The 18,685-nt window shown below is 28.9% G+C and carries 13 protein-coding genes; 9 read left to right on the forward strand and 4 right to left on the reverse strand.

What is annotated here, in order from left to right:
* Positions 1-442: 442 nt before the first annotated feature.
* The 3 genes from Q0998_RS16315 to Q0998_RS16325 are packed head-to-tail and all read right to left on the reverse strand — an operon-like array spanning position 443 to position 3,990.
* Entirely contained in the window at positions 443-1,237 is a 795-nt protein-coding gene (locus tag Q0998_RS16315) for a pentapeptide repeat-containing protein (RefSeq protein WP_299671765.1), read from the reverse strand.
* 59 nt (positions 1,238-1,296) lie between these two features.
* Complete coding sequence (locus tag Q0998_RS16320) at positions 1,297-2,619, reverse strand: HAMP domain-containing sensor histidine kinase (RefSeq protein ID WP_299671767.1); 1,323 nt, start codon at positions 2,617-2,619, stop codon at positions 1,297-1,299.
* Positions 2,620-3,990 carry a sigma-54 dependent transcriptional regulator gene (locus tag Q0998_RS16325; RefSeq protein WP_299671769.1) on the reverse strand — a complete coding sequence of 457 codons (1,371 nt, stop codon included), beginning with the start codon at positions 3,988-3,990 and terminating at the stop codon, positions 2,620-2,622.
* A gap of 161 nt (positions 3,991-4,151) precedes the next feature.
* Between Q0998_RS16325 and Q0998_RS16330 the strand changes: the two genes are divergently transcribed.
* The 6 genes from Q0998_RS16330 to Q0998_RS16355 all read left to right on the forward strand — a co-directional run bounded on the left by Q0998_RS16330 (position 4,152) and on the right by Q0998_RS16355 (position 14,346).
* Entirely contained in the window at positions 4,152-5,405 is a 1,254-nt protein-coding gene (locus Q0998_RS16330; protein ID WP_299671771.1) for an HlyD family efflux transporter periplasmic adaptor subunit, read from the forward strand.
* Between the two features lie 55 nt (positions 5,406-5,460).
* On the forward strand, positions 5,461-6,171 hold the full coding sequence (locus tag Q0998_RS16335; RefSeq protein ID WP_299671773.1) for an ABC transporter ATP-binding protein: 711 nt from the start codon (positions 5,461-5,463) through the stop codon (positions 6,169-6,171).
* Positions 6,172-6,269: 98 nt separating this feature from the next.
* Complete coding sequence (locus tag Q0998_RS16340; RefSeq protein ID WP_299671775.1) at positions 6,270-8,684, forward strand: ABC transporter permease; 2,415 nt, start codon at positions 6,270-6,272, stop codon at positions 8,682-8,684.
* A gap of 2 nt (positions 8,685-8,686) precedes the next feature.
* Entirely contained in the window at positions 8,687-11,083 is a 2,397-nt protein-coding gene (locus Q0998_RS16345) for an ABC transporter permease (RefSeq protein WP_299671777.1), read from the forward strand.
* A 2-nt stretch (positions 11,084-11,085) separates the two neighbouring features.
* Entirely contained in the window at positions 11,086-13,497 is a 2,412-nt protein-coding gene (locus Q0998_RS16350; protein ID WP_299671779.1) for an ABC transporter permease, read from the forward strand.
* A gap of 105 nt (positions 13,498-13,602) precedes the next feature.
* Entirely contained in the window at positions 13,603-14,346 is a 744-nt protein-coding gene (locus Q0998_RS16355) for a head GIN domain-containing protein (RefSeq protein ID WP_299671781.1), read from the forward strand.
* A gap of 237 nt (positions 14,347-14,583) precedes the next feature.
* Here Q0998_RS16355 and Q0998_RS16360 read toward each other — a convergent pair whose 3' ends face one another.
* Positions 14,584-15,387 carry a helix-turn-helix domain-containing protein gene (locus Q0998_RS16360; RefSeq protein ID WP_299671782.1) on the reverse strand — a complete coding sequence of 268 codons (804 nt, stop codon included), beginning with the start codon at positions 15,385-15,387 and terminating at the stop codon, positions 14,584-14,586.
* A 341-nt stretch (positions 15,388-15,728) separates the two neighbouring features.
* Between Q0998_RS16360 and Q0998_RS16365 the strand changes: the two genes are divergently transcribed.
* The 3 genes from Q0998_RS16365 to Q0998_RS16375 are packed head-to-tail and all read left to right on the forward strand — an operon-like array spanning position 15,729 to position 18,626.
* Positions 15,729-16,958 (forward strand): hypothetical protein, encoded by a 1,230-nt coding sequence (locus Q0998_RS16365; RefSeq protein WP_299671784.1) that lies wholly within the window; start codon positions 15,729-15,731, stop codon positions 16,956-16,958.
* Between the two features lies 1 nt (position 16,959).
* On the forward strand, positions 16,960-17,958 hold the full coding sequence (locus Q0998_RS16370) for a histidine kinase (protein ID WP_299671786.1): 999 nt from the start codon (positions 16,960-16,962) through the stop codon (positions 17,956-17,958).
* Complete coding sequence (locus tag Q0998_RS16375; protein WP_299671788.1) at positions 17,955-18,626, forward strand: LytTR family DNA-binding domain-containing protein; 672 nt, start codon at positions 17,955-17,957, stop codon at positions 18,624-18,626. Before Q0998_RS16370 ends, Q0998_RS16375 begins: the two co-directional genes overlap by 4 nt.
* The last annotated feature ends 59 nt before the right edge of the window (positions 18,627-18,685 follow it).

The raw sequence follows: 18,685 nt of genomic DNA on the forward strand, positions 1-18,685 counted from the left end.
CTTTCTCCTTTTTATTAATATCTATCTAATATAAATACTTTAATCCATATCCTTTTGCAAACATAGGATGACAAACTTAATTGACATCACGCTGTACCCATAATAAATTTACATCATTCCAAAATCTGGATCATTTTTTAGGATTCCGAACTTACATTTTGGAATGTAGCTATATCAAAATGTACAAAAGGTTTATGGAATAAAATCTAAAATGAATTCAATAAAAAAGGTTAGCGAAATGGCCAACCTTTTAATTTATAAATCAACTTAGAGGTGATTTCTGGGAGGACTCTAATCTAATGGAAACGATTAAAATGTAACTAGCTTCTTTAAAGAATAAAGAAGCTAGCTGTAATCTGGTCTTGGTTAGCCCCTAATCTAACCGTTTTCCATTATGGTGCAATTTACTGCAAAGGTTTTAATTGCATATAGGTATTAATACCTAATTTTTGTCAATTAAGTGCTTACTAAAGCTTTTTCCGTTGATTTTGGTGTATTTCGAATCAATTTCATAGCCAACTTCCATGTTTGAAATGTTAAAATCGCCAGATACTTTCATATACTTTATGTTTAAATCTTCTTCAAATTTTGCATTTTCAAAAGAAACACCATCATAAAAATTGGTATATTTAAAGGTAGCAGCATCTTTGAATATGGCATTAGAAAAACTTACATTTCTACTAAATTTTGCATATTTAAACGTAGCGATTTCATCAAAAACTGCTTTTGAAAAATTAATATCTTTATCAAACTTTGCATATTTAAACGTGCTATCATCATTAAAGGTAGTTCCAGAAAAATCTGCATTTCTTTTGAATCTAGAGTATTTAAACATGGCTTTGCGTTCGAAATTACAATTTTTAAAGATGGCTATATCATCAAAACTTGCGGTAAATGTATAACCAGAATCTTCATCTGGAATGTATGCCAAAACATCATTCTTAAAAGTACAATTGATAAATGAGACTTTAACATCAATCATTTTCTTAACTTCGTTAGAAGAATTTCCAGAACTCCAGTTAAACCAACTGTTTTTTTTCTTTCTTGGCAACTTTTCTAAGGCTTCGTCCATATAGGTAAAGTCTAAAACGCCAACGATGGTTGCATTTTTGTAAGAAATAGATTTTCCTTCTTTGATATCTTTCATAATATCAGATGCTTCCACTTTTTGTTGAGCAAAATTAATGGTTGCTGATAAAAAAAGACAAAAGCTTAAAAGTGTAATTTTATTTTTCATTTTTTTGAGTTTTAAAGTGTTTTATTAAATGACCACTCAAAAATTAAAATGTGACAGTTTTATAAAAGAAAAGTAATTGTAAAAGAGGTTTTACCTTTTTTTGAATTGAAATTGATAACACCTTTATGCGCTTCCATAATACTTTTGGTAAGCGTTAAACCAATACCAGAACCATTTTTTCTTGTTGTAAAATAAGGGACAAAAATGTTTTCTTTAATTTCATCTGAAATACCCATTCCGTTATCAGTAATTTCTAAATGCAAGCGATTGTTCTCTTTTACAACAGAAATTTGTATGGTAGGATTTTTTACACCTTCTAATGCATACATACAATTAGAAATTAAGTTGATGAGAATTTGCTCTATTTGTTGCTTGTCTGCAAGAATGGCATGTGATGTATCATTCTTAAAAATTAAATGAATGCTTTTGTCAATAAAGTCTTGTTTAAATAAACTTAAAGTAGTTTGAATTGTTTTTGTTAACTCGATTTCTTTTTTATTTGGCATTGGTAATTCTGCCAGTTTTCGATAACTATCTACAAAAGAAGTTAAATGTTGCGAGCGTCTTTTAATAATACGTAAACCTTGCGAAAGTTCTTCAATCGTATCTTCATCTGTATGTTCTTCTTGTAATAATGAACTTAAATTCTCTGCCAAACTACTAATTGGTGTAATGGTATTGATAATTTCATGAGACATTACATTCATCAATTTATACCAAGCTTCTTTTTCTTTCTTTTCTATTAATTGTTGAATGGTCTCTAAAGAAACAACCAAATATTCGGAATCATTTGTTTGGGTAACGGCTGTTTTTAGGAAAAAATTTTCTTTCTGCTCATTAATTTTTAAGGATATTGTATTTCTAATTTCTTTCCAATCGATTATAAAATTAGAGAGTTCTCCTATTTTAGTTTGTAACAGATTCCAGTTATAAAACTTCGGAATTTTTAAAAAATTCACAAATGCTTTATTAATCTGAAATACAGAAATTTCTCCAGTAGCATCTTTCTTCAAAATTAAAATTCCAATTCCTAAACTTTCAATAATATTGGTAAAAATTAATTGTTCAGATGATTTTAAAAGGCTTTGTTTTCTATGTTTTTCTAGTAATAGCGCCGTTTTATTATGTAGCGGATTCTTTCTTTTTTCAGCTGAAATGGTATTTGAATAATCATCAAATAATAAGCAATCAATCGATTTTTCAATGTCTGTAAACCCTTTTTTAATGTATTCAGTAAAAAGAAAAAATTGAAATAAGAGGAACAACGAAAATCCGATGGTATTTACAATAAAGCCTTTTTTAAAGCTGTAAATAATAACAACACCATTTACAATCAATAATAACAAACGAATGATAACTTGAATATACTGTGATTTTCCCATTTAGATTTGATGTTTCTCTAATCTTCTATACAAAGCGGCTCTTGTTAAACCTAAATCTTTGGCAGCTTTAGAAATATTACCTTGATGTTTTTGAATTGCTTGCTGAATGAGTAGTTTTTCAGTTTCCTCTAAGTTCAAACTCTCTGTTAAATTTATAGCTATTTTTTTTGTGGAAAAATGCAAATCTGAAATTTCTATAACGGTATTATCTGTAATAATTACCGCGCGTTCTACAATATGCTCTATTTCTCTAATGTTTCCTGGCCAATGATAATTTTCCATGGCTTTTAAGGCTTCAGCGGTAAAATTGGTGATTTTCTTTCGATATTTTTGAGTTAGTTTTTCTAAAAAATGAGTGGCTAATAGTTTTACATCATCTGTTCTGTTGCGAAGTGGTGGCAAATTCAGTTCAATGGTGTTAATTCTAAATAATAAATCTTGTCTAAAAGTTTGTTCCTCTACCATTTGATGAATCGGCGCGTTTGTAGCGCAGATAATTCGTGCATCTATTTCTCTTTCTTTTCCTTCGCCTAAACGCGTTACTTTTCTGTTCTGAATAACCGTTAACAATTTAGACTGCAAATGCAAGGGTAAATTTCCAATTTCATCTAAAAAAATAGTACCACCTTTGGCCAATTCAAATCTTCCCAATGTGTCTTTGTGTGCATCTGTAAATGCTCCTTTAACATAGCCAAACAATTCACTTTCAAACAAGTTTTCGTTTAAAGAACCTAAATCTACATGTATAAAAGGATGATTTTTTCGAGTCGATTGCAAATGAATTTCTTTGGCAAACACAAATTTTCCAGTTCCGTTTTCTCCTAAAATTAAAACATTTGCATCCGTTGGAGCAACTTTTCTCACCAAGTTCATGGCAGATTGCATCGCAGAAGAGTTTCCAATAATATGTTCTGTTTTCTGATGAAATTCTTTGTCTTGGTGTTCTTGTATGGTTTCTAGTTGCGTATTTTTTCGTTTCGAACGTGCCAATTCTACGCCCGCATTTACTGCTGCATACAGCTTTTCGGTTGTCCAAGGTTTTAAAATAAAATCGGTTGCTCCCTTTTTTATGGCATCAACAGCTAAATTGACACTCCCAAAAGCAGTCATTAAAAGAATGGTTGTTTCTGGACTAATTTCTTTAATGTTTTTCAGCCAATACAAACCTTCTTTTCCGTCTTCGAAACCAATTCTGTAATTCATATCTAACAAAACCACATCAATGGTGTTTTTTGTGATATGAGAATTGATATTCTTCGGATTATTCTCCGTAATAATTTTAGAAAAATATTTTTTCAAGCTAATTCTTGCCGAAAATAAAATATCATCATCATCATCTACAATTAAAATGGTCGCTTCCTTTTTTCTCATCCTACATAATTAGTCATTTGTTTGAATATGAACAAGAATATGTTCATTTTTGAACACTTTAAATAATTACTTATTTTTTAAATGACTGAATGTAAGTGTTTTAATTTTTATTTCTTGATGGCATATTTGTGGCATAAACATATTCAAACTAACAGTAAATTATGGACAAGCAAATTAAACCTAAAAATAAAAAAACTCAAAAAATGTTACTATGGGGAATTCCAGCAGTTTTTTTATTGGTGATTATTTTAATGAATGCCACTAGAAAAAAACAAGTCAACTTACAAAAAGATAGCATTAGTATTCGTGAAGTTATAAAAGGCGATTTTGAAGATGTTATTTTATTTAACAGCACAGTAGAGCCTAAAACATCTGTTTTGGTCAATGTAATACAAGGTGGGGCTGTTTCTGAAATTTTTGTGGAAAGTGGACAAACCATCAAAAAAGGAACACCACTTTTAAAAGTCTACAACCCCAATGCAGAATTGAATTATTTGACACAAGAAACTGCAATGGTAGAGCAAATTAACAATTTAAGAAACTTGCGTGTAAACATAAAAAATCAGCAATTAAGTTTAGATCAGCAGTTGTTAAGTATCAATAATGATTTTAGAAATGCCAAAAGACAGTACAAATTAGATTCTACTTTATATAAAAAAGAAGTGATTGCAAATAACGATTATCAAAAAACACAACAAGAATTTAAATTCCAGAAAGAGAGAAGTGGAGTGATTAAAGAAAGTGTTTTTAACGAGAAAAAAAGTAGAGATAATCAATTATCAAGAATAAATACTTCTTTATCGAATATGGAAAAGAGTTTACAATTGTTATATAAAAACAAAGAAAACTTTGTAGTAAAAGCGCCAGTAGATGGTTTATTATCTTCTTTTAATCCTATTTTGGGTGAAAGCTATACACAAGGTCAACCTATTGGAAAAATGGATGTTTTAGATGGTTATAAACTGGTTGCAAATGTAGATGAATATTATATTTCTAAACTAAAACAAGGTATTTCTGGAACCGTTTCCGTAAACGCTAAAAATTATAAAGTACAAGTTTCTAAGATTTTTTCAGAAATTGTTGGCGGACAATTTAAATTAGAACTCAATTTTAAACAAGATTCACTTTCTAATGATGTAAAAAGAGGCATGTCTTTAAAAACGAAAGTGTTTTTATCAGGTAAAACAGAAGCGATCTTATTATCTAAAGGTTTGTTTTATCAAAGTACCAATGGTGCTTGGGTTTTTGTCTTAAATGAGGAAAATAAAGCCGTAAAAAGAAGTATTAAAATTGGTAGAGAAAATCCTTTTTATTACGAAGTTTTAGAAGGATTAAAAGTAGGAGACAAGGTGATTACTTCAAGTTATGATGATTATAAAAATGTAGAGGAGATTAATGTTCAGTCTAGAATCTAGACCTCTAGAATCTAGACTCCAGAAAAAAAATAAACAACAATTTAAAATATACAAAATGATTAAAATAACAGAATTAGTAAAAATTTACAGAACAGAAGAAGTAGAAACAACAGCTTTAAACAAATTAAGTTTAGAAGTTAAAAAAGGTGAATTTGTGTCCATTATGGGCGCATCTGGTTGTGGGAAATCGACCTTATTAAACATCATTGGTTTGTTAGACGCACCAAATGACGGAAGTTATCTTTTTGACGGAACTGAAGTAGCCACTTTTAACGAAAAACAACGTGCAGGTTTGCGAAAAGCAAATATCGGATTTGTGTTTCAGAATTTTAATTTGATTGATGAATTAACGGTTTATGAAAATGTAGAGTTGCCATTGATTTATAACAACGTTAAAGCATCAGAAAGAAAACAACGAGTTACCGAGATTTTAGATCGCATTGGAATTGCACACAGAGCAAAACATTTTCCGTTGCAATTGTCTGGTGGTCAGCAACAAAGAGTTGCCGTTGCAAGAGCTTTGGTTACCAATCCTAAATTAATCTTAGCAGATGAGCCTACTGGAAATTTAGATAGTAAAAGTGGAAATGATGTGATGGAATTATTGACAGAATTACACGCAACAGGAGCCACAATTATAATGGTAACACACTCGTCTTATGACGCGCAATTTTCTTCGAGAATTGTAACTTTAAAAGACGGAGAAATCATATCAGAAAAAACCAACGAGCATAAAGTGGATGTTTTAGTTGAAAAAAACTCCTAAAAACGAGGTTTTTATAGCAATTGAATTTGTCATTCCTGTGAACCCTGCCTTCGGCAGGTAGGAACGGGAATCTAAATCCATCAAAAAAAAGTAAAATTATGTTACAAATATGGTTTAAAATATTTTTTAGAAATAGCAAGAAAAATTGGCTAAATGCGTTGATAAATATTAGCGGATTAACATTGGGTTTGGCTGGTTTATTGATTATTTTATTATATCTAAATGAAGAAAACAGTTACAATCAATGGAACCCGAATAAAGATGATGTTTATAGAGTAAATATAAAACAACCAAAGTCTGGAGATGTTTGGACTTCGGTAAATGCTGGAATGTATTTAACGTATCCGAAAGAAATTCCAGAAGTTACGGAAGCTGTAATGGTGGGTTTACATTATAGGAGTAGGGTTTTGCAATTTAAAGATGCATTTGAATTTACTGATAAATTAATTTTTACAGAGCCACAATTTTTTGACTTTTTTCCTTTCAAAATTTTAGAAGGTTCCCCAGAAAAATTTGCAGAAACAAGAACGAATATTGCATTATCAAAAGCGTATGCAGAGCGTCTTTTTAAAGGTGAAAAAGCCGTAGGAAACTTGGTTAAAATTAATGGTAAAGATTACGCAGTAACTTGTGTGTATGAAATGCCTAAAAACGCGCATCATGAGCCAGAATTGCTAATGCAATTTTCTGAAGCTTTTGAAGTGAATTGGGGAAACCATAACAACGAGTTATTTTGTAGAATTACAGAAGGTTCAGATTTGGCGATTGTACAGCCAAAAATGAATCAAATTATTAGAAATGCCTATAAACCCTATGCTGGTGAAGCTGGTGTAACCATAGAAGAATTTGACGAACGTTATGGAATACCAACAGTACTTTTAGATAAATTAGACACTATTTACTTACACAGTTCTGCAAAAAGAGCAGGGCCAAGTGGCACAGGAAATTATCAATTATTGATGGTTTTACTAGGCTTATCAATTTTATTAATTGTGATTTCTTGTGTGAATTTCATCAACTTATCTGTGGCATCTGCAATTCAAAGAGCAAAAGAAGTTGGTGTAAAAAAAACCTTAGGTTTATCAAAAAAGCAATTGCTTTTTCAATATGTATTTGAAATTGTTTTACAGGGAATTATTTCATTCGTTTTAGCACTAGTAATTGTTGAATTGGCATTGCCATTTTTTAATCAATTTGTTGGAAAAGAAATTTCAATTTTACATACAAACTCCTTAATAACGTTATTTTTTGTAGCTATTTTAATATCGATTTTTGTTGGAAGTATTCCTGCAATTTACCTTTCAAATTTTAAAGCGATAGAAGTTTTAAAAGGAAGTGTTTCTAAAAGTAAAAAAGGAAATTTGGCAAGAAATATCATGTTGGGGCTTCAATTTTTAATATCTGGATTTTTTATTATCAGTATGTTAATTGTTGGAAATCAGATGAATTTTATGATGCAAAAAGAGCTGGGTTTCGATAAAGAACAAGTTCTTTCTGTAGAAGTATTTAGTATTGAAAGTGAATATAAAAAGTTCTTATTAACACAACAAGTTTTAACTCAAAGTAAAAATATAACAGCTGTTACCGCAAGTATGTTTGTACCAGGAGATGGTTTTGTAAATGGTACATCTTTAAATCATAAAAAGAATGATATCGGTTTTAACGCTGCCTCTAATTTAGTAGATTATAACTACATTGATTTTGCCAAAATTGAAATTCTAAAAGGACGAGATTTTTCTAAAGACATTGCATCAGATTCTATAAATAAGCTAATTATAAATGAAACAGCGGCTAAAATGTTGGGCATCGCTAAAAACCCAATTGGTGAAATTGTAGATGTAGGTTGGTCTGATAATGATACTAATTTTGAAGTAATTGGCGTAATTCAAGATTATCATTTTGAAGGCTTTGATACCAAAATTGCACCCATGTTTTTAGGATTGTGGAATACTTTCGAATTCGCAAAAACATGGATGCCGGCCATTCAGTTTAAAATAAAAGGAACTAATATTGACCAAACGATAGCAGAAATAGAAACTTTTTGGAAACAAAATGTAGATGCTAAATACCCTTTTTCCTATCAATTTTTAGATAAGAATTTTGCGAAAACGTATGATAAATACCAGAAACAGCAAACGCTATTTTTAATCTTATCGATTTTGGTAATTTTAATTTCTCTTTTGGGCTTATTTGCTCTGGCAACATTAACCATTCAGCAACGTTTAAAAGAAGTTGCAATTCGCAAAACTCTAGGAGCATCTGTAAAAGAAATCATGTTTCAGTTACTAAGAAACTTCTTAAAAGTTGTGGTGGTTTCTTCAGTAATACTTGTTCCTATTGCTTACTTCTTTATGGAAAACTGGTTAGAAAATTTTGTGTATAGAATAGATATGCCAATATTTCCTTATGTGTTAACTCCAATGATTTTAATCCTTTTAGTTTTTGTAGTTGTTGGATTAAAAGCTTTTAACGCAACAAAAATAGATTTGATAAAATATTTAAAATTCGAATAATTATGTTAAAAACTTGGTTTAAAATATTCTTTAGAAATAGTAAGAAAAATTGGTTAAATATTATCATCAATGTAAGTGGTTTGTCTTTAGGACTGGTTGGTTTAATATTGGTATTACTTTATTTTAACGAAGAAAATTCTTATGACCAATGGAATCCTTACAAAGATGAAGTATATAAAGTAGGTCATGCATTTTCTGACGGACAATTGTTTGATGATAGCACACATCCAGAAGGCTCTAAATCTGCAGAGATTATTCCAGAAATTACAGATTATTTAAGAATGCCATCTTGGTATGGTAGTGATTTATTAAAATTTGATACTAAGTCAGTTTACACAAAGAAAATAGTATCAAGTTCTCCCAACTTTTTTGAGTTTTTTCCACACAAAATTATAGAAGGGAATTCAAAAAACATATTGGCTTCTAAAAGTGCAATTGTAATTTCTGATCACATTAGAAAACAGCTTTTTGGGAAGAATACAGCATTAGGGAAATCGATAAAAATTGGGTTGAAAGATTATATCGTCTCTGGTGTCTTTAACTTACAAGAATCTTCTACGCTTGCGCCCCAAGTAATTATGAATAGAAGAATTAATAATAGTTTAAAAAATAATTGGGGTGCATTTTCTAATCATACTTACTACAAAATAAAGAAAGGTGTTAATATCAAAGAAATCGAAAATAAAATACAACAAGTTTTTGTTGATAATTACTATAAGAAAGAAGCATCAGAAAATGGAGTAACGGTTGAAGCATTTATTGATAACCAAGGATCTGTTCCTTTTCTAGAAAAACTAAATGGATTTAGATTGCATTCTAAAGGAGATACAGGTCCGTTGGAAGGGAAGGGGAATTATCTTTTTTTGATGATAATGTTAACATTATCTATTTTGATTATTGTTATTTCTAGTATTAATTTCATCAATTTATCGATTGCTTCTGGAAGTCAAAGAGCAAAAGAAGTGGGTGTTAAGAAAGTATTAGGAATCACCGCTAAAAGATTAAAACTCCAATTTGTATTAGAAATTGTTGTTCAATGTGCAATCTCATTATTATTAGCGCTCTTAATTTCGGAATTGATACTGCCTTTTTTTAATGATTATTTGAATACCAGCTTGAGTTTGAGAAATATAAAATTAGTATTTCAAATCTCTTTACTAACACTTTTTATTGCGCTTTTCATTGGCGTTTTATTTGCATTGTACATGTCTAACTTTAAAATAATTCAAGTTTTAAAAGGAAATTTCTCTAGAAATAAAAGTATGGTATTTCTTAGAAATCTAATGTTAGGTGTACAATTTGTTATTTCTGGTTTTTTTATCATCGGAGGCTTGGTTGTTTCGTATCAAGTACAATATATGAATTCTAAAGAATTAGGCTTTAACGGAGATCAAGTTTTGGTGGTAGATTTTGCGAATGATGCAAATAAATGGAAGCGATATCAATTGGTGAAAAATTTTTTTGAAAAAGATCCTAATATTTTAAAAATATCTACAAGTCTAGAAACTCCAGGAACTGATGAAGATTTTTCTAATGATATAATTTACAAAGAGAATCGAGTAGATACCAAATTTATACCAGTAGATTATGGACATTTCGAAATGTTATCGCTTCAAATGAAATTAGGAAGAACTTTTTCTAAACAATTTTCATCTGACTCAATTACAGGAATTATTCTGAATGAAACCGCTGTAAGTAGGTTGAATTTAGAAGAGCCATTAGATAAATCGATACAAGTTTTTGGTAAAAAGTTTAAAGTAATCGGTGTTGTAAAAGATTACCACATAAATGGATTTGATAAAAAAATAAAGCCCATCTTTTACCTACACTTTAATGCAATAAATTGGTTAAAATTCAATCTAAGAACAGCTCAATTTAAATTGAAACCAGAAAATATGGAAAAAACAATTGCTAAAATAGAACGCTTTTGGAACACAGAAATAGAGGTTGGTTTTCCATTTTCATATCATTTTGTAGATAAACAGTTTCAAAAAACCTATGAAAAATACAAACAGCAACAAACACTATCTACCATATTAACTATTGTTGTAATTATTGTTGCACTACTTGGGTTATTTGCACTGGCAACTCTAACAATACAGCAACGGTTAAAAGAAGTTGCCATTCGTAAAACTTTGGGTGCATCTGTAAAAGAAATCATACATCAGCTTGTAAAAAGTTTTATAAAAATTGTCTTAGTTGCATCTTTATTTTTAATACCTATTGCATACTATTTATTACAAAATTGGTTAGACAATTTTATCTACAGAATAAAAATGCCATGGCTTCCTTATTTAATAGCACCCATTATATTGATGTTTTTAGTGCTTATTGTTGTGGGCTTAAAAGCCTATAACGCAACAAAAATAGATTTGATAAAATATTTAAAATTCGAATAATTATGTTAAAAACGTGGTTTAAAATATTTTATAGAAATAGTAAGAAAAATTGGTTAAATATCGTGGTTAATATTGCAGGTTTAACGCTTGGTTTTGCGGGGCTTCTATTGGTTCTATTATATTTGAATGATGAACAAAGTTACAATCTAGAAAACCCAAATGTGAATGAAATCTATAGAGTTATTCATAAAATGACTGATGGTATTTGGGATAACAGCACAGATCCTGAAGGAGCAAAGTATACAGAAGAGATCCCAGAAGTAACTAATTTTTATTTAAGCAATGGTTGGTTAGAAAGTTCCGTGATTAAATTTAATGGAAAAGAGCTATATGCTGAAGATATATTGGAAGGAAGTGCTGATTTTTTTATCTTTTTTCCGTTTCAAATTATAGAAGGAAGTGCTCAAACCTTTCAAGAGGCAAGAAACCATTTAGCAATATCAGAAAAACAAGCAAAGATTTTATTTGGTAAAGAGCCTGCAATTGGTAAAACACTTGAATTTTATAACAGAACATTTATAATTACCACTGTTTATAAAATAATTGGAAAGCATTATTTTATGCCAAGTATGGTGATTCAATTCAAAAAAGTACCAGATGGACATTGGGGTAATTTTTCTAATAACTTATTTGTAAAAACACATAAAGAATCAATTTTAGACAATCTAAATAAAAAAGCAAATGATGTTTGGTATAAAAATGCTACAGTGCCGCAAGCAAAAAAAGAAGGTGTTTCTACTGAAGAATTTTTTAAAAAATATGGAACAACTGTTATTTTTGAACCTTTAAAAGACATCCGTTTAAAAACAATCGCAGAACAAGCAGGTCCCGAGGGAAAAGGAAATTACCAATTGATTATGGTCATGTTATCACTATCAATTTTATTAATAATTATTTCTTGTGTTAATTTTATCAATTTATCAATTGCTTCTGCAACACAAAGAGCAAAAGAAGTTGGCGTAAAAAAAACATTGGGACTTTCTAAAGGTTCGCTAACAAAACAGTTTACTTTAGAAATTGTGCTCCAAGTATGTATTGCTTTTTTACTAGCATTACTATTAGTTGAACTTGTTTTACCTTCATTTAATAATTTTATGGATAAAGAAATTTCTATTCTTAATTTAAAATTATTAATAAAAGTTGCTGTGATAGCATGTATAATAGCGCTTGTGGTTGGTTTTATTCCCGCTATTTATGTCTCTAAATTTAAAGCTGTAGAAGTTCTAAAAGGAAATATTTCAAGAAGTAAAAAAGGTGTTTTTGCAAGAAATATAATGTTGGGGCTTCAATTTCTAATTTCTGGATTTTTTTTAATAGGCTCTATAATTATTTACCATCAAGTAGATTATATGATGCATAAAGATCTTGGCTTTAATGGAAGTCAAGTTGTGATTGTACCCATCAATACCTATAAAAATAGATACAAAAAATACGAATTGGCCAAAAAAGAATTGATAAAGCATCCAAATATAGATGTGGTAACCAGTAACTCTTTCATCATTGGTGGCGGAAGTTCCATGTCAACAAATGTTGAGTATAAAGAACTTACGCAACAAACATTCGTAGATGCGGTAGATTTTGATTATTTACAAACAATGGATATTAAATTGCTGAAAGGAAGGTTTTTTCAAGAAAGTATAGCATCAGACACCATAAATAATGTTATTATAAACGAAACTTTAGCAAAAATATTTAATATTTATGATGATCCTATTGGAAAACAAATAACTCCTGGGTATTATGGCAAAGATAAAGTTCCTATACAATTAAATGTTATTGGTATGATAAAAGATTATCATGCGTATGGTTTAGATAGTAAAATTGTACCTACAATAACCACTCACTGGAACACATATTCTTTTTTAAAAAATAATTTTTGGTGGATGCAGTTTAAAATTAAGCCAAAAAAACCTCAAGAAACATTAAACTTTATTGAAAATTATTGGAAAGAAAATATTGAACAAGGCTATCCTTTTAGATCACAATTTTTAGACAAACGATTTGCAAGAACTTATAAAAAATATCAAAAACAACAAACCCTATTTTTTATTTTAACTTCTATTGTAATCATTATTTCTCTGTTGGGTTTATTTGCTTTGGCAACCTTAACCATTCAACAACGCTTAAAAGAAGTGGCTATTCGTAAAACATTGGGCGCATCTGTTAAAGAAATTATGTTTCAGTTAATGAAAATTTTTTTAAAGATTACGTTCATAGCCTCTGTAATTTTAATGCCGATTGCATATTACTTTATGGAAAACTGGCTAGAAAATTTTGTATATCGAATAGACATGCCAATGATTCCTTTTCTCTTAACACCTATAATATTAAGTATTTTAGTCTTTATTGTAGTGGGTTTAAAAGCGTATAATGCTACAAAAATAGATTTGATTAAATATTTAAAATTTGAGTAAGTTATTCAAAATAGTCACAAATCAAACATCATCGAGTCTTTTCTATAGCAATAGAAAAATTGAAACGAAGTCTAACAAATAAAACCGAACGCTAAAATAGAAATTATGAAATATAAAATAGGTATTTTTTTTACAGCTTTGCTATTTATAATAAATAGTTTAAACGCACAAAAAACCATAAAGTTTGAAGAAAATTTTAACAAAATTATTGTAAGTCCGCATATAGAAACGGTCTTTAAAAAAGGAACAACACCGAGTATTGTGATCGAAGAGATATCTGTTCCTAAAGAAAAGTTTTTATACGAAATAGAAAACGGAACATTGCAAGTCTACTTAGAAGGAGCAAAAACCTACACCAAAAATAAAAAAGTAGTAATCAGAAATCAAGAAAGAAAAGTCCCATTGTATAAAAATCGAGTGGTAAAATTAACGATTACGTATACAGATGTCGATACATTTTCTTTAAGAGGAGAAGAGAAAATTACCTTTCAAACCCCATTAATTCAAGAAAATTGCACCTTGCGTATGTACGGAAAACCTGAAGTGCTTATCAATACTATTAAAGTAGATCGTTTCAATGTTTCGATCTATGGTGATAGTTTTTTAAATATTGAAAAAGGCACGATTCAAAAGCAAAAAATAACCGCTTATGGTGCCAGTAAGATAATGGCATCTGATGTTATTTCAAAAGAAACAAAGCTAACCGCTTATGGCAATGGAACCTTTCAATTAAATGTATCTGAAAGAATAAAAGTATCCTCTTATGGTGAAGCAACTGTTTTGTACAAAGGAACTGCCAAATTGAAAAAAGGAATTGTTATTGGTGATGCTACGATAAAAAGAATGTAATATTTCTATAGAAATTTTGGCTTAAAGAACTCAGAAGGGAAATACTTTTTGTGTTTATTTTTTATAAAAAATAATTTTCAACTTTACTAATAATTTATGTAAGACTGAAAATGTAAAAAGACCAAATAATTAAATTTGGTCTTTTTAAACTTCATAGCAAATATTATAATCAATAAAATTATAATATTATAAAGATACTGTAGTCTTAAATGAAAAGGTTGTAAAAAACGTAAAACTTTATTCTGTTAAGTATTCTTCTAATAATGGGTAATCTTGTTTAAAAAATGATTTAAGATCTTGATTCATAAACAATTTAAAATCTTTTGAAAAATGAGAAGAATCATAATAATTATATTTATAAATTAAATCTTTTAACTCAATTTCATCAGAGAAGTATTTTTTCATTAAATTCTGAAAACGAAATTGTCTTATATACCTTCCTGGAGTTAGACCTACTATTTTTTTAAACTGTATTTCTAATGTTTTTTGAGAAATTGAAATTTCATCCATAATGTTTAAGACACTCAATAAACCCTCTTTTTCTCTAATTAAGCAAATTGCATGATCAATTTGTTTTGTGTTTTTATCAATATGCAGTGGTGCATTCAAAAAAAATGAATTTAAATTACAAATTAATTCTTTAGGACCTTTAGAGTTTTCAAAAATTGGTAAAAGCTTATTATAAAAAGTATTATTAATTTTTTTTAACGGTGCATGTGTATTTAATAATTCAGAAACATCAATATTCAATAACTTATGAAGGGCTGTAGGATGCAAATTAGCACCAATTGAATTTGTCTTAGAATGGGTTGAAAAATTGTAAGATCTAAAGTATTGACCAGTAATAATAAGACCTTTTAGACATGTTTCATGATCATCAACTACAACATTTTGCGAGCCAGATCCAATATAAAATAGATGTGTTAATCCAATAGGTAAAACGACAGATTTGAATGGGATGTCTTTTTCGTCAAAAGAAAGATAGAAGTATTCTTCAATTAAATCAGGAATTTTATTAGAGTCAAAACGTTTATGATTCATAGTTAACCAAAAGTAACTATGATATGATTGAAATAAATGTAAAAAAACGTAAATAATTATTTTTATCAAGAATTAGTAACCATTGTGGAGTTTGATTTTATTTCCAAAAACCCCAAAGGGTTTCAAACTCTTTGGGGGTATTCTACATTAACAAAAACAGAATAGCCCAACTGTCATAAAAAAGATGTCGCTAAAAACTTAAATCTAAAATATCCTATTAGAAATACAAAAGCATGAATTTTCAAGTTCATAGATTAATTACGGTACTTGATAGATAATAATTTTAAAACATATTAATATATTCAATATTTGTAGCATTATTCATCTTTAAAAAAAAAATTATGAAATACTGTATAGCGCTATTGGCTTTATTTTTTTGGATAAATGTTGGTTATTCTCAATCAAATAGTGAATACCTCTTTTCTTCAGAAATAGAAGCACTTTACAAGAAAGATACTACTGCGAAAAATTATCAACATTATGCTATAAATTTCACAAACATAGGAGACTATAAAAATACATTGCGATTAGAGGAAGAGTTTATTTTAAATTATAAAGGGTTAAATCATAAACAGGGAGTTCTCCATCCCAATTTTAAAAATTATAAACCTGTATCCGCAATAAAAGAAATTATAAAAGAAGCTGGAAAACATCAAATTGTAATTATTAATGAAGCTCATTATAGTGCTCAAAATAGAGTTTTTTCTCAATTGGTTTTAGAAAAATTGAAAGCAAAAGGGTTTAAAACTTTGTTTGTGGAAACTATTAAGCCTCCGAATAATAAAAAATTTGATGCTCTTTTAAATACTAGAAAATATCCGCTCCTCACAACAGGATACTACTTAAGAGACCCTCAATATGGTAATATGATTCGGAAAGCACTTCAGTTAAACTATAAGGTTTTGCCTTATGAATCTATACCGAACGATTCCATAAAAGATCCGATGAAAAGATGGTCTGCACGTGAAAAAGGACAAGCAAAGAATATTTTAAACTATTTAGAAAAACACCCTAAATCTAAAATAGTTATTCATTGTGGTTATGGTCATTTAGCAGAGAAAATGCACGAAGGTAATTTGGGAATGATGGGCGCAGTTTTAAAACAGCAATCAGGTTTAAACCCGTTTACAATAAAACAAACCACATGGTTAGAAACATTCTCTGAAAAAACGAAGAATCCTTATAGGAAACTTATTGATAAAAACCCTCCAACAGACATCAGTGTTTTTAAAAACACAGTAGGAGACTATTTTTCTCCAGACAAAGAAAATTACGATATTCAAGTGTATTTTCCGAAAACAAAATATATAAATGGACGGCCAGATTGGTTATTAATGATAAAAAACAGAAAAATAGTTAACATTCCTTATTCTAAAATTCAATTAGATTTTCCTTATTTAGTTTTTGCATATCATGCTAATGAAGGATTTGAAAATACAGTTGCAGCAGATATTGTAGAAATTAAAAATAAAGATGATAAAAAATCATTAGTTTTAGAGAATGGAAATTACCAATTAATTATAAAAAATCAACAAGGAAAGGTGCAAATACTATCAATAAATGTAGAGTAATATGACTATTAAGTTTGAAGATATTGTCAAAAAAGAAGTGTATCTACATCTTTTTTTTTGGTGCTTATATATTACATTTCCACTATTGAATTATGCTGGAGATTCATATGCCGTTTTACAATGGAAAACATCCAATAGCAATATTTTACTGACTATCGTTTTCGCCTATGTTTGTTATTATTACTTCTTTCCGTTAAAGAGTAAATTCAAAATAATTAGTATTACAATATTTACAATTGTAATGACAGTTTTAGGAACAATAGTATCTAAATTCTTGATCCTAAAAATGATTCATCAAATAGATACTTATTCTTTTTTGACACATAATTTAGCAACGTTAGGAGATTATTTTTTTATAGGAATATTGTTTTTGAGTTTCTATTATATTAAAAAGAATTACCAATTAGACCAAGAAAAAAAGATTGCAGAAATTAATAGTTTAAAAGTGCAAATAAATCCGCATTTCTTATTAAACACACTTAATAGTATCTATGCATTCAGTTTAGAGGGAAATAAAAAAGCACCAGAATTGATTTTGAAATTGTCAGATAATTTTAAATATGTCTTACATGAAGGGCAGAAGAATACCGTTTCTATCGCTGATGACTTATCACATATTAAAGATTTTATTGAAATAAATAGATTGCGTTGGGGAGAAAAAATTAATATTATTTTTACAAATAAAATTGAGAATAATCAACTACAAATTGCACCATTGCTATTAATTACATTTATTGAAAATGCGGTAAAATATACAAGTAAATTAAAAGGAAATTATCATAAAATTGAAATCGAATATATGGTGAAGAATAATAGGCTTATTTTTTCATGTAACAATTCATTTGATAAAAATTACAAGCTTACAACTGAGTGGGAGGAAAGCGGAGTTGGACTATCAAATATCCAAAAAAGACTCGATTTAATGTATAAGAATCAATACAACTTGCAGATTGGTAACACTCACGCAATTTTTAATGTCCATTTAAAATTAGAGTTATGATGAACTGTATTGTTTTAGAAGATGAAAAAAATGCTCAAAAAGTACTAGAATTGTATTTCAGAAAAACAAAATTCATTCATTGCCTTGGTTTTTTTGAATCGGGTTTAGATATTCCTATTTCTAAGCTTAAAAAAGCAGATGTTATTTTTCTAGACATAGAATTGCCTGAGTTAAATGGATTAGATTTTTTAAAAACGCTAGAAAATCCACCTAAAGTTATTGTCACCACTGCGTATCCAAATTTTGCAGTAGCTGCCTTTGAATTGGCGGTTGTAGATTATTTGGTAAAACCATTTTCTTATGAGCGTTTTATAAAATCTGTAAATCGAGTTCGAGAACAATTATCAGAAATGAATGATGAATTTATTTTTGTAAATGCGAATAAAACAATGCATAAATTAAAAGTAGATGAAATTTTATATATCAAATCTGAATTAGATTATGTGGCTATTGTAACCGATAAAGAAAAGCTATTAATTTTAGACAGTTTAAATACGTGGGAAGAAAAGATGAAATGTTATAATTTTATAAGAATTCACCGATCTTATCTTGTTAATAGCAAACAAATCCATAAAATAAGTAGTACTAAAGTTACCATCAGTAAAACGGAGATTCCAATCGGAATTACTTACAAAACAAAACTTGGAGAGAAGTTTCCTCTAAAATAAATGTATTTTAAAAACCGTTAGGTTCTATTGATTTTTATAAAGTTTATCCCTCAAAGGGT

The sequence above is a fragment of the uncultured Polaribacter sp. genome (genome assembly GCF_947501385.1).
Classification (GTDB): Bacteria; Bacteroidota; Bacteroidia; order Flavobacteriales; family Flavobacteriaceae; genus Polaribacter.